This window comes from Sphingopyxis macrogoltabida (assembly GCF_001307295.1).
GTDB classification, from domain to species: Bacteria; Pseudomonadota; Alphaproteobacteria; order Sphingomonadales; family Sphingomonadaceae; genus Sphingopyxis; species Sphingopyxis macrogoltabida_B.
Genome location: NZ_CP012700.1, coordinates 3,957,531 through 3,970,928, shown reverse-complemented (window position 1 = coordinate 3,970,928; position 13,398 = coordinate 3,957,531). Strand labels below are relative to the sequence as shown.

Here is a 13,398-nt window from a genome sequence, read left to right as displayed (position 1 = left end):
AACGAAAAATAGGCAGCAACGCCCTTGAGCATGAGGCTTTTTTTAAGGCTATGCTATGCGGCAGCCTGCATTGCAACAAATGCGCCCTTGTGGCGTATATTGTCACCGCGCGATTGCAGCGGTAGGGGCCGTGGTTGGCTGGGCCTTTTTTGGGCGATTAGAGTTTTGATCTAGAAGCGGATTGGTAAATATTTTCATGTTCTGGAAGCGCAAAAGCGAGCCCATCGAGGCGACACCTCGCGGCTATGCGATCCCCGAAGGACAGCGCGTATATGCGATCGGGGATATCCACGGACGCGATGACCTTTTCGCCGAGATGATCGATCTTATCCGCGCCGACCATGCCGCGCGAGGTCCTGCCGATATCACGCTTGTACTGCTTGGAGACCTTGTCGACCGCGGCCCCGACTCCGCCTCGGTGGTCGACCGCGCAATGCAACTCCACAAGGAATTTGCGGATACACGCTTACTCATCGGAAACCATGAGGAATGCTTCCTTGCCGCGCTGACTGGTGATGTGCGCCGGGTGCGCTACTTTATGCGAATCGGTGGCGATGCGACGGTGCGCAGCTACTGGAATGACGACATGGATCTCGATGGCGCCAGCTTCCAGGATGTGGCCGATCGGCTGCCGCACCTTGTTCCGGCCGACCACGTCCATTTTTTGGGAATGGGCGAGGACGTCATCGAAATTGGCGACTATGTTTTCGTACACGCCGGCATTCGGCCGGGGGTGCCGCTTGACAAGCAATCGCTGGCCGATTTGCGATGGATTCGTGATGATTTCCTGGATGCTCTCGACGAACATGGAAAGATGATCGTCCACGGACATAGCATTACGGCGGAGCCGGACGAGCAAGCCAATCGAATTGGGATCGACACAGGCGCTTTCCGCAGCGGAACTTTGGCAGCGATCGGCTTGGAGGGGAGAAAGCGATGGTATCTGTTCGCGCGCGAAGGTGCGATCCGCAAGGCAGCTTAAACCACGACGGCGCGACCGGTTTTGCACCCCACCAGCAGCGGTTCAGAGCTGATTTATGGCGTCGGCCCGGCGCGCGCTTGTCTTATTATGTTTGGCACGCTAATTCAGCAGGCTAAGCGCCCGAATGTCGCCAAAATTGGATGCTTTTTCGAGAATTAGAAATCAAATTGCATGAATGTAGAATCAGGACGCACCATTTCTCAGTCCAAAACGGAGACAAAAAAATATTGGCTTTCGCTGCCGATATTTTTTCTGGTTTTTGTGTTCATTTTGGGTGGGGCGTCGCGTAGCGACGTCGCGTCGCTTCCTGTTTTGCGCGCCGGATGTTTGCTTTTTGCTTTCTGGACGGCCCTCGAACTGCAGCCGGAAGACTGGCGCAGAATTCGCATGCCACTGCTTCTCTTGGTCGCGTTGACGATATGGATGGCGGTGCAACTCATTCCGTTGCCGCCGGAATTATGGCATAGTTTGCGTGGGCGCGACACCATCGTCACTATCGACCGGCTATTGGATCAATCCGACGTCTGGCGTCCGATTTCGCTGACTCCGTCCCAGACGGCCAATAGTTTACTGGCGATGTCCGTGCCCATCTCGGCACTGCTGGTCATCGCGGCGACCGACCGGGACGATTACGCCGAATTGCTTCTCGCCTTCGTCGCAATCGCGTGTCTTAGCGTGGTTCTTGGCATTGTTCAGATATTTTCGGGTTCGTCGAGCGTCGCATACCTTTATCGTATAACGAGTGCCGACGCGATGGTTGGTCTTTTTGCCAATCGAAATCATCACGCCGTATTCATTGCCTGCTGCGTGCCGATTGTAGCGACGCTGATACGCGATGAAATGATGCGTAAGCGCCGGCGCGGACTGCACCAGAACGGACTTTTGATCGTGGGGTTTGTGCTGGTGGCAATGACGGCCCTCATCGGGTCGCGGGCGGGGCTAGGTGCGGGGATTCTGGCATTTATGGTAAGCTATATCGTTGTCCTTTCCGCTTGGCGCCTTCGGCCTGACCATGCGGGACGTTCGCAAGTCGCGCGCCGCCCGGAGCGTCGCTTTCTGACGTACGTTCCTCCTGTCCTGATGGCGATTTTGCTTGGATTGGCGCTGTGGCTCTCCAGCCGAACGACCGGATTCAGCCGACTGGTCGATGGCGACATTGCATCGGATCTGCGTGTCACGGCGTGGCCGACGGTGGAGGCCATGATCGCAAAATATTGGGTCTTCGGTAGCGGTTTCGGTTCATTTCCAGACGTTTACGAGATGTTTGAGCCCGACAAACTCTTGCAGCCCAGCTATTTCAACCATGCCCACAATGATTGGGCCGAAGTAGTGATGACGGGAGGCGTGCCGTTCGCGCTGATCCTGCTGGGTGCAATCATCTGGATCGGGCGAAGCGTCGCGGCGACAGGGACTCGCAATCTTATCAAGGGATATCGCGGAGACGTTCGGCTGTGCGCGCTGATGGTGATTTTGTTCCTAGCGATCGCTAGCATCTTCGACTATCCGCTTCGCGTGCCGTCGATCCAGGTGATGGCGGTCTTTTTCGTCGTGCTTCTCTGTTGCCCAAAGAAGGCCGGAATAGCCGGGGATTAGACGTGAAGCGGGTTGCGGCGTATCTGTTGCGCCTATAGGCCGAACTCCAACCATTGCTGGAACCATGATTCTATGAGAAAATTCGCCCTCAGCATCGCGGCCGGGACAACGGTCTTGCTCTCCGCCTGTGCGAAGGACGCTCCGCCCGTCGCGAGCGTGCCCAACGCACCTGTGACGGTTTTGGCCTCGTTGCCCGAACCCGAAGCTGGCGATGTCGTCCGGTCGACGCGGCTCGCCTACGTCGGTCCGTTTAGCGAATTGCGTGTCGAGGTCTTTGGCATCCCTGACATGCAGCGCGATATCATGACCGACGGCGAAGGGAATTTCTCCTTTCCGCTGGTGGGAGCGGTGGCCGCGGCAGGGAAAACCCCGAGTGTCGTCGCAGAAGAAATCAGAAACAGGCTGGCCGGGAAGTATGTTCGCGATCCGCAGGTGACTGTTAATTTCAAATCCTCCGTCAATCCGCTATCGGTGCAATCGATGTCGGTCACTGTCGACGGACAGGTGAACCGAGCCGGCTCCTATCCTGTCGTCGGCCGTGTCACCTTGATGCGCGCCGTCGCACTTGCCGGGGGCGTCAATGAATATGCAAAGCTCGAGGATGTGGTCGTTTTTCGTGATGTCGGAAGCAGGAAATATGTCGGCATCTATAACCTTGAGGCGATCCGCCGCGGAAATTACTCTGACCCAGAAATTTTCCCCAACGATGTTGTCATCGTAGGCGATTCTCCGGCGCGGAGACAGTTTAAGGATATTCTTCAGATTGGGCCGGCGTTGCTATCGCCGATCATTCTATTGGCTCGCGAACTGTAAATAGGACTGGCTCCGCAAATGAACCAATTGACCGAAACTCGCGAGACCCCCTTGGGCGATGCGCAACCCTTTCAGGGTGACGCCAGCGATGACGCGCTCCGGCAAGAGTTGCCGATCATTGAGCAAATATGGACCGCTGCCCTCAATCATCGCAACTTGGCGCTCGCCATCGTCGCGGCGTTCTTGGTGCTTGGTTTTCTGGCGACCTTTCTTGCGACCCCGCAATATACTTCGACGACGCGGCTCGAAATCTTGCCGGACGTTCCCGTCGCAACGTCGGTCGAGGGACAACGCGACAAGGCGCTGGTGAACGAAGTCGCCTTTTACAACACGCAGTACTCGTTGTTGCAGTCAGAATCGCTTGCCGAACGCGTCGTACGCGCAGGCAATCTGACGGCCGACCGAGAATTTCTCGGGGCTTTCAAGCTTGACGATCCTGATGCCTCGATGACTAGCGCGCAGCGTCAAAACCGGACGCGGCAGATAGCGAAAATCCTGCTGGCGCAGCAGGCCGTTTCGCCGGTGCGTAATTCCAGTCTCGTCGACGTGAGCTTCTCGACGCCGTCTCCCACGCTGTCTGCCAGGCTTGCCAACCTCTGGGCGAAGCAGTTCCTGCTTGCGAGCATCGACCGCCGTTTCGCTGCAACTTCGGATGCCCGCAAATATCTGGAGGCGCGCCTCGCATCGTTGCGCCAGAATCTAGAGGCGTCCGAGCGCGCTTTGATCAATTACGGCACCGGCAAGGGGATCGTCACGATTTCCTCGCAGACGGACGTCAATGGGCGGACGCAGACGCAGACGCTGGTCGCCTCCGACATCGAAGCCATTAGCGAGGCGCTTGCGAAAGCGCGGGAGCTGCGAATCGCAACGGAAGCTGAACTTTCGAATACGTTGACGGGGAATGCGGCGACCAACGCTACGACGATCAGCAGCTTGCGTCAGAAGCGTGCTGAAGTTGCCGCCGAACTGGCGCAACAGCAGACCATATTCGCCGATGGTTATCCCACGGTCATCTCCCTTCGCGCCGAGCTTGAAAATCTTGATCGCAGCATCGCAAAGGAAAGCACGCGTTCGTCGCAGGGAAATCGCGAAGCCTATAATGCTGCGCTAAAGCGCGAGAACGACCTGCAGGCGGAACTCGATGGCCTGACCCAGAAATATAATGTGCAGCAGCGCGACTCGATCGAGATGGCGATCCTGCAGCGTGAGGTCGATTCGAACCGCCAACTGTATGAAGGGCTATTGCAGCGCTATAAGGAAATCGGCGTGTCCGGCGTGGGCACGAACAATGTTTCGATGGTCGATGTAGCCAGACCGGGAGAATCTCCGTCTAGCCCCAATCTGTTGCTGAACTTGATCCTAGCTCTGTTTCTCGGGATTGTGGCGGCTGCGGTGCTGATCTTCATCCTTGAAAAGATGGACAGCTCCATTCGCGATCCACAAGATGTCACGAAACGGTTCGGGTTGCCGCTGCTGGGCACGATCCCGGAGATTCAGGATCAAACGCTCGCAGAGGCGATCACAGACAAGAAGTCATTGGCCTACGAAGCCTATTTCTCGCTACGGACCAACTTGACGTTCTTGACGAGTCATGGCGCACCGCGATCAATCATGCTGACATCCTCACGCCCCCGCGAAGGAAAGAGCAGTTCGTCGCTATGCTTGGCGACGACTCTCGCGGCGACGGGAAAATCGGTGGTGCTCGTCGATGCGGACGTCCGCAATCCGTCTCAGGATAAATATCTGAACGTGGAGAACAAGCGGGGCCTTAGCCATTACTTGGCCGGCGACGACGATCTGGATGGCATTATCATGAAAATGCCGAGCCATGGTTTCTCGTTGATAACGGCCGGCAAGTTGCCCCCGAACGCTGCGGAACTGTTGGACAGCGACCGGCTCGATAATTTGATCGCTCTTCTCACACGGCGTTACGACCATGTAATCGTCGATGCGCCACCATTGCTGGGGTTGGCCGATGCGCCGCTCATCGCCCGTCGTGTGGAAGGCGTGCTTTTCACCATCGAAGCCAATTCGACGAAGACCCGCGCGTTGGCGACCGCGCTTGCGCGACTTCGGATGGGCGGAGCCAAAATATTCGGGGCGATCGTCACCAAGGTTGGGGCCAAGAATAGCGCTTATGGCTACGGCTACGGCTACGGCTACGGCTACGGTTATGGCTATGGTTCCAGTGCTGAAAAGAACTGAAGCATGGATGGCGACTTGATCACAGCATGAACATTCGGCGTATATTGGGCTGGTTCGTGACCATTGTCCTCGCTGGAGGCGTGGGCCTGTGGAGTCATGCGATCGGGAACGAGATCCGGATGCCCACTCCGGCACCGCTGTTCGGATACTCGCTTAACCCGCAAGCAGGCGGCAATTTTGCCTTTGCCTCTTTTGCCACTCGTGAGGAGCAAAAGCGCGGCACGCGCGTAACCCGGATCGAGCGGACCTTGGCTGATCGGGCCTATCGTACAGAGCCGCTATCGGCTCCCGCGCTTGCCATTTTAGCCAAGGCGATGATGGCCGAAGGCGCACGTGAAAAGGGCGTGGCGCTGCTCACGCTGGCGGGAAAGCTTACGCGGCGAAACCTGCTGATCAGCAGGGAACTGATCGCGGCATCGGCGGAGCGCAACGATTCGCGCGGTTTCTTTACTTGGCTTTCCCGATCAGTGCTGACAAATGAGCAAGCGCGGAAGACCTATATTCTCGCGATGGCCGATGCGACCGCCCGCCCCGATGCGGTCGAGGCGCTTCTGTCGGTGCTCGGCGCCAAGCCCCGCTGGGCCGATGATTATTGGCGGTCGGTAGTTACGCGACCAGCCAGCCTCGCCAATGCGGCCGCGTTGCGCATGAAGCTCGCGCGCGGGCCTTGGAGCCAAGGCGCATTAACTCCGACGGATCAGACGTTGATCGCGCGACTTGTGAACCAGCGCCAGTTCAACACGGCAGAACGATTGGCGCTGTCGCTGGGACTCGGCCACAGCAACACCCAATTGGTGCGCAATGGCGACTTTGCGCGATCTCCTTTGTTCGCCCCCTTTGACTGGGAACTCGCAACGCTTGGCAATCTGGGCGCTTCGATCAATCCGAATGACAAAAAATTGGCGATTTCGGCGATCGGTGGCGCGAAAGGGCTAGCAGCCCAGCAGTTGCTGCGCCTTCCACCCGGACATTTCCAGCTTAGCTGGTCGCTTTCTGGAAACATTCCCAACCAGAATGGCGGACTTTCGATTGGCATCCGCTGCGCCGAATTGAATGTCGGCGCGATGGCACCGCTTTCGGTTCCGCTCGTCGCCGGCAAGCAACGGCGTGACTTTGTGATCGAGAATAACAACTGCCGGTGGTTTTGGTTATCGATGGAGATGGACGTTCCCGACGATGCGCTCGGGCTGGACGCCTATATAGATAATGTCTCGATATCGCCCGTAGCCGGAAATACGCCCGGCTCCTGACTGCCAGTGCGCGGCCTGCGCTGCAGCCGCCAGCCCTTTCAGCGGTCAGCCTTTGTCGATCGTTGATATCTCGACGTCATCGAGGATGAGAATACCGTCGTGGAAATGCAGCATAGGCTCTCCGCCCTGCGGCAGGCCGTTTGCGACGCGGGCGCGCCAAACGACCGTTCTCGTCCCGTCCTGGACGAAAAATGCCCCAGGATAAGGACGCGTCACGGCGCGTACGAGTCGTTCCGCTTCGTGGACCGATCCGTCGAGCGCAATCTCGCCGTCTTCGGGCTTGCGCCCCGGCCAAAACGTGGCCTGCGCCTCGTCCTGTTCGACGAGCGGCAGTTCGCCGCGGACGAGCCGGGGAATGGCATCGCGGATGAGCAGCACATGCGCGTCATTCACCAAATTATAGAGCTTCGCCGCATCGACGTCGGGCGAAAGAGGAATTTCGTGCTGCGCCACGACCGGGCCGGTATCGACGCCACTATCCAGCTTGAACAAGGTGACACCCGTCCTGTCGAGCTGCTTCAGGATCGCCCAGGGAATCGCTGCCCGGCCGCGCCCCACCGGGAGCAGCGTCGGGTGGATGCCAAGCACGCCCAGCGTCGGTGCCGCGAGCAACTCGTTGCCGGCAATCTGCGACCAGCCGATGATGAAGAGCCAGTCGATGGCATCATGCTCGATCCGATCCCGAACGGCCTGGTCGTTGATATGCCCGGCCTTCAACAACGGAACGCGGTTATTGCGACAGAAGTCGTCGACATAGACCCGTCCGGATTTGCCGACCGCTTTGTCGTCCGGAAGTGTGATAACGAGATCGAGCGTGGCGCCAGCCTCGTAAATCGCTTCCATGCAACTCAGTCCGAGCTGGACGCAGGTTACGAAACCAAATTTCATGGGCACCTCAATAGACCGGCGGAGGTTTTCGCAGATAGGCGAACGTCCGCAGCAGGATTTTGAAATCGAGACGCGCCGAGATTCGGGCGGCGTAATCGCCATCGAGCGCTGCCTTCTGATCGATCGTCATGAAGTCGAACGAATTGACCTGGGCCCATCCGGTGAGGCCGGGGCGCAGCCGAAGCGCGCCATTCGCCCCGCGCGCTGCAATAAGTTCCTCCTGCGTGCAGAGCGACGGGCGCGGGCCGATCAGGCTCATCTCGCCGCGAAGAATATTGAAGAGCTGCGGCAATTCGTCGAGGTTCGTGCGCCGAATGAAGCTGCCGACCGGTGTCAGCTGGACGTCGCCGAGCTTGTCCGACGGCAGGTTCCGCGTATCGACCGGCATGCTGCGAAACTTGTAGAACATGAAGGGTTCGCCATCGCGCCCGGCGCGACGCTGGCGAAAGATCGCCGGCCCAGGGTCGGTGAACTTTATGGCCAGCGCAACCGCGACAAGGAGCGGCGTCAGCACCAATATGGCCGATGCTGATACAAGAATGTCGAGCGCGCGTTTGCCGAACCGGGAATAGATCATATCGAACTGCGAAACACCGTCTGGAAGGATTCTGCGAGGTCGAGCCCCGACTGGCCACCGCGATAGGCGGCGAGGCCGCGCACCGCTGCGGCCGAACGTGGATGAGGATAGGGGCGCATGACGCCGCGGTACATCGCGAGCGCTTCGAGCTTTGCATCGATCGTTTCCGCGATCTCGACGAAACTGTTCGGCTGGAAGAGTTCAGACTGTCCCGGCAACGCCCAGTCGGTCGAGGACAAGATTTCCATGTAGGAAAAAGATTGCAGTCGCCGAAGGCCCGGCTGGCGCTGAAACAGCCTTGCCGCGGCGGCGCAGGCGCGTGCGACATGGACATGGTCGTCGTTCACGTCGCTGGGATGGTGCGTAACGATTCGCGACGGCGAAAATCGCCGGATCTGCTCTTCGATGAATTGCACGATCTCGATATGCGCCACGGTGTTCATACGGATGTTGGGCATCGATCCCAAGACGGGCGTGTCGAAGCCCAGCCGCCGGTTGGCGGCCAGCATGTCACTTTCCAGATCGGCATCGCCCGGGCGCGCGCCGCGCGCATCGACGTTGCCGCAAAGGATGATCGGCTGCACGCGTTCGCCCGCCGTCACGAGCTTCGCGCCCGTGGCGCCGAAGCCAAGCACTTCGTCATCGGGATGCGCCACGACCACGAGCGTGGTCATCATGTCCTCAGCCATAACGACATATCTTCCTGTTCATTGGTATCCGCCTGCGAACGCCGCGACGCAATTTTCGATTTCGCGGTCGACCGAGGTGCGGGGCGACCAGCCCAGCGTGTCGCAGCTATGGTCGATCGCGACCCGCAGCGGACTGAGCAAACGTTCGACATCGTCCGTCCGGGCCAGCAACCGTCCTCCGAGCCTGAGCGTCCATAGCGGCACCGGCAGCAGGAGAGGGCGCTTTCCCATATAATGCGCGATGCGCCGGATGAGGTTTGCGGTCGACAGATCCTCGCCGTCTGAAACCATGAATGTTCCGGATTTGGCATTCGGGGATTCCACGCACGCCCAAAGCATCTCGGAAAGATTGGATATCCCGACAAAGGATCGCTTAGCGTGCACGAGTCCGAGGGGCAACGGTATTCCGCGATCGACGACGCGCAGCAAGCGCTGGAAATTGGCCGGCGCGCCGGGGCCGTAGACCAACGGCGGACGGACGATGACGGTCTCGAGACCCGATTGCTGCGACAGTTCCGCAAGGCCCTGTTCGGCTTCCCATTTCGACCGGGCATAATCCTGAACAGGGGCGGGCGTATCGAAAGCGGAGAAGGGGCGATCCGTGGGCTTCTGCTTGCCCATCACCCCCACCGAGCTCAGAAAGACGATACGCCGAACCCCTGCCTTCGCCGCCGAATGGGCGAGATGCAGCGTTCCATCGCGATTGACCTGTCGATAGCGCGCGAGCGGATCGGCCTCGCTTTCGTCGAGGACATGCGCCCGGCCCGCGCAATGAACGACGGCGTCAACGCCTTCGAGCGCGGCGGCCCAATCGGTTTGTGGGCCGATGTCGCCGATCGCAACCCGGCCTGTTTCGCCTGCCGCGTGCCGCACGATCGGTCGTAGATTTGCCTTCGCCTGCCAGTCGGTGACGAGTGACCGCCCGATGAAGCCGGCAGCGCCGGTGATGGCGATTGTCCTCATGCGAGCATTTCCTCGATGCGTCGCGTCAAACGGTCCAGCGCCGTTTCGGCCGAAAAGCTGGTTTCCATCAGCGCACGGCAACGTCCGCGGGGAATCGGCAGCGGTGCGCCGCAGATGGCGTCGATCGTTGCCGCAATGCCGTCAGGATCATTGGCAATACAGGTCCAGCCCAGGCGATGTTCCTGCACCATCAGCGCGATCTCCGATCCTTCGTCCATGATCGCGAGCAAGGGGCGATCGGCCGCGAGGCTGAAATAGGCCTTGCTCGGGACGCCGAGACCGAACATCCCAGGCTGCAGGCATACCAGCGCCACGTCGCAGGTCGCGAGAAGCGTACTGCGATCGAGCCCCGCTTGCGAGCGGACATAATGGCTGCGGGGATGCGCGGCACAGAATTGCTCGATGTCGCCCTGCATCACCCCCGAGCCGACGAATAGAAAAGCAGCATTGTGCGCCTGCACGCGCTCGATCCCTCGTAACAGGCCGTCGATTCCCTGAAGCCGACCCATGTTGCCGTAGAATTGAAAAACCACATGGTCCTGCCAACCGAGCGAGGCGATCAGCCCGGATGCGAGCCGGTCGAGCGGTTGGACATCGCCCTGATCGACCCAGTTATGCACGAATGTCGAGCGATTGTTTCCAGCCTTCAGATCGACGAGCTTCTGCATGTCGCGCCCGATTACGATAGTGGCGTCGAAGCGCCCGTAGATCCAGCGATAGAGCGCGGATAGCAAGGCATAGGCCCGGTCCGACGATTTCAGCACCCCCGCGGGTCCGAGATTTTCAGGAAAGACATCGTGCACCAGAACGCAAAGTCGGAAGCCCAGAAGCGGCTTCAACATCACTAGCATCGGCAGCAGTATCTCTGGGTTGGTGCCCGAAAAGACGACATCGCCGCGGCGCGCGGATCGGGCCACTTTCATTGCCAATCTGAGCGAAATCAAGAGTTTCAGGCATAGACGCAGCAGGACGCTCGACCGCACTCGCGGCGTCATCTCCCGGGTGTAGGACGCGAGGTGGACAGAGATGCCCGCCGCGCGCAGATATTCGGTCGCCTGATACCAGAAATAGCCGGTCGAGTTCTGCGCCCGCTCGGTATATTCGGATACCGCGACGACCTTTGCGCCGGGCCGGGGCGAGAGCGAATGCGCGCAATCCATCATCGTTCCACGGCCGGCATGGGACGGACCAGCGCCGCGAGACGCCGACCGACCGCCTTTTCCCCATAAAGCGTTTCGACATTGGCGGCGGCATTGGCGCCCCCGGGTTCACGCGCGAGCGTTTTCCGGACGGCCTCGGCGATTCCCGCTGGCGTCTCGTCATCGATATAGGCGAAATGATCGGCGATGTCGGCCGGGATGCTTTGAATCCGGGTCGTCAGCACGGGACGACCCGTGGCAAGATATTCTATGAGCTTGGACGGGAAGGACTGGACCGCGAAATCCGTCCCGGACGGGCGTGGATTGATCAGGATCGACGCCCCGCGCATCGCATCGGCCAGCGTGCTGGCGTCGGCAAAGCCCTTATACAGGACATTTGCGGCCGTGCTGTTCTCCAGCCTCGCGACTTGGTCCCCCTTGCCATAAAAGACGAAGTCCACATCAGGAAGCAACAGCGCCGCGTCGATCAAACGGTCGGCCCCATAGGCCGCGGCAAGGCCGCCTGCGTAAAGGACGATAGGCCGCCCTCCCGTCTTGCGATTGTCGGCTGCCGGCGCGAAGCCGCGCACCCGATCGAGCCAATGGCCATTGAGAATGCCGGGAAGCACCAGCGTCGGTAGCTTCGCCGCATAGGGACGCACAAGTTCGGGCGCCAGCGCGACGACCGCAGTGGACGGCCGGATCAGGGCGCGGATGATTGCCGCATCGATCCGTTTCAGCATTGCCGCGAACGTGCCGTCGGTCGGCAGGATGACGCCCGGCGGATCGGTCAGGATCGGGATGACCCGATACCCGAGCAGGCGCAGCAGGACGCCGAAGAGCAGAAAGGGACTGTGAACCCCATGAATATAGACGGTCTGCACCCGCCAGCGCCGAAGCTGGGGCAGCGCGACCAAGCACGAGAAGAAGCGCGTCAGATGCTTCAATATTATCAGGTTGGCGAAGGCTAGCATGCGTCCATCTGTGCCATTTTCCACAAATTGGCGGCCGCCGAACCATTTGCGCGGCACGAGCGGATAATTCTGAACAGGAACCGCTGACAGCAGAAATACCGTATCATGGGCTGCGCGGATCGCGCGGACGAGGCTCCACGCGAAATTATGCGTCTGCGCTGCGGGAAGCGGGTCGGCGGCAAAAACCTCCTGTGCGATCACGTCGGGAATGGTGAAGCCCAGCAAAAGGGCAGGCTGCGCTGTCATCGCGGTCGCCCACCTTTCGCTGTTACCGTATGATAATGCGCCGTCCACGACCGCGCCATCCGGTCGAGGCTGTAATGGTCTACGATTGTTTGGCGCGCGGCTTGTCCAGTTTCGGCGCGCAACGCCTCGCTGCCGGCCATTCGCCGGATCGCATTGGCGAGCGCCGTCGGATCGTGCGGCGGAACAAGAAGCCCGCCACCATGATCTAGAACCTCGATATTGCCGCCGACCGCGGTGGCGATCACCGGGAGGCCATGGGACATGGCTTCGAGCAGGGCGTTCGACAAATTTTCGTGCCATGAGGGGAAAAGGAATATGTCGGCGGCGTCAAGATAGGGGCCGACGTTCGCCTGCTGGCCGACGAAATGCGTTCGCGACCGGGCGAGGCCCGCAAATTGCCGCGCGATCAAGCCGTCGTCGTCACCGCCGCCCACGACGATCAGGTCGAGTTCCGCGTCGTCGGCATTTCGCTCGATCCAATGCAGCGCGGCCGCGAGGTCGCCATAGCCCTTCTGTTCGGTAACCCGCGACACGATCACTGCGACGACGCGCTCAGACGCGATACCCAGCCGCGCGCGGACCGCCAGCGCCGCGGCGGGGTCGGGCGAGGGCAGCGACACGCCGTTGGGAACGGGAGACAACAGCTTGTGGCGAAAGGGATCGAGGAAATCGCGCTCTGCCGCCGAACGGCACATGGTGACGATCGCGTCGGCCATCCGCAGCGTCGCGGGCTCGAGCAGGTTGACCACCACCGAGCGCCTGAGCCCGCCATCGCCGACGAGATCGCGCTGGGTGCCGTGCACCGACACCAGAATGCGCGGGACGCGTGCGATGCGGCCTGCGAGGGCCGCGTGAAAGCCTTCATTGCCGAGCCCGCGCACGTGTAGCAAATCGGGGCGCAGTCGGCGGAGCTCGCCGATGAAATGGCGAACAAGTGGAAGCGATAATCCTCCGGCAGCTTCGCGCTGCCAGATTTCGGGATAGGGCTCTGCGCGCGTTGATTGCAGGCGCATGAGCGCCGTCGGAGGGCCGCCCGCGTGGGGCGCACCGAAGCAATGCTGGACGACCAAGGGCTCCAT

Annotated in this window: 12 protein-coding genes; 5 read left to right on the top strand and 7 right to left on the bottom strand. The window is 60.2% G+C overall.

The genetic code is table 11. From position 1 onward, the window contains the following. Window positions 1-196: 196 nt before the first annotated feature. The 5 genes from AN936_RS18455 to AN936_RS18435 all read left to right on the top strand — a co-directional run bounded on the left by AN936_RS18455 (window position 197) and on the right by AN936_RS18435 (window position 6,843). A complete protein-coding gene (locus AN936_RS18455) occupies window positions 197-982 on the top strand; it encodes a metallophosphoesterase family protein (protein ID WP_054590415.1) in 786 nt (261 codons plus the stop codon). Window positions 983-1,153: 171 nt separating this feature from the next. Continuing rightward, a complete protein-coding gene (locus AN936_RS18450; RefSeq protein WP_084758533.1) occupies window positions 1,154-2,575 on the top strand; it encodes an O-antigen ligase family protein in 1,422 nt (473 codons plus the stop codon). Window positions 2,576-2,647: 72 nt separating this feature from the next. Continuing rightward, complete coding sequence (locus AN936_RS18445; RefSeq protein ID WP_084758532.1) at window positions 2,648-3,388, top strand: polysaccharide biosynthesis/export family protein; 741 nt, start codon at window positions 2,648-2,650, stop codon at window positions 3,386-3,388. Between the two features lie 18 nt (window positions 3,389-3,406). After that, window positions 3,407-5,593: a GumC family protein gene (locus tag AN936_RS18440; protein ID WP_054589356.1), complete on the top strand. Its 2,187-nt coding sequence runs from the start codon at window positions 3,407-3,409 to the stop codon at window positions 5,591-5,593. A 26-nt stretch (window positions 5,594-5,619) separates the two neighbouring features. Then, window positions 5,620-6,843, top strand: coding sequence for a hypothetical protein (locus AN936_RS18435; protein ID WP_149037720.1), 1,224 nt, complete (start codon window positions 5,620-5,622; stop codon window positions 6,841-6,843). A gap of 45 nt (window positions 6,844-6,888) precedes the next feature. Here AN936_RS18435 and AN936_RS18430 read toward each other — a convergent pair whose 3' ends face one another. Genes AN936_RS18430 through AN936_RS18400 form a run of 7 tightly spaced genes read right to left on the bottom strand, consistent with a single transcriptional unit; the run spans window position 6,889 to window position 13,398 of the window. Further along, window positions 6,889-7,833 carry a formyltransferase family protein gene (locus AN936_RS18430; protein WP_201782937.1) on the bottom strand — a complete coding sequence of 315 codons (945 nt, stop codon included), beginning with the start codon at window positions 7,831-7,833 and terminating at the stop codon, window positions 6,889-6,891. After that, complete coding sequence (locus tag AN936_RS18425) at window positions 7,739-8,308, bottom strand: sugar transferase (RefSeq protein WP_201782936.1); 570 nt, start codon at window positions 8,306-8,308, stop codon at window positions 7,739-7,741. The genes AN936_RS18430 and AN936_RS18425 overlap by 95 nt, the downstream gene beginning before the upstream one ends. Further along, complete coding sequence (locus tag AN936_RS18420) at window positions 8,305-8,985, bottom strand: PIG-L deacetylase family protein (protein WP_234715631.1); 681 nt, start codon at window positions 8,983-8,985, stop codon at window positions 8,305-8,307. Before AN936_RS18420 ends, AN936_RS18425 begins: the two co-directional genes overlap by 4 nt. 30 nt (window positions 8,986-9,015) lie before the next feature. Then, complete coding sequence (locus tag AN936_RS18415) at window positions 9,016-9,960, bottom strand: NAD-dependent epimerase/dehydratase family protein (RefSeq protein ID WP_054589353.1); 945 nt, start codon at window positions 9,958-9,960, stop codon at window positions 9,016-9,018. Continuing rightward, entirely contained in the window at window positions 9,957-11,120 is a 1,164-nt protein-coding gene (locus tag AN936_RS18410) for a glycosyltransferase family 4 protein (protein ID WP_054589352.1), read from the bottom strand. The genes AN936_RS18415 and AN936_RS18410 overlap by 4 nt, the downstream gene beginning before the upstream one ends. Continuing rightward, the gene (locus AN936_RS18405; protein ID WP_054589351.1) at window positions 11,120-12,319 is read right to left on the bottom strand and encodes a glycosyltransferase; all 1,200 of its coding nucleotides are present in this window, start codon (window positions 12,317-12,319) and stop codon (window positions 11,120-11,122) included. The genes AN936_RS18410 and AN936_RS18405 overlap by 1 nt, the downstream gene beginning before the upstream one ends. Further along, window positions 12,316-13,398 (bottom strand): glycosyltransferase, encoded by a 1,083-nt coding sequence (locus AN936_RS18400; RefSeq protein WP_084758528.1) that lies wholly within the window; start codon window positions 13,396-13,398, stop codon window positions 12,316-12,318. Before AN936_RS18400 ends, AN936_RS18405 begins: the two co-directional genes overlap by 4 nt.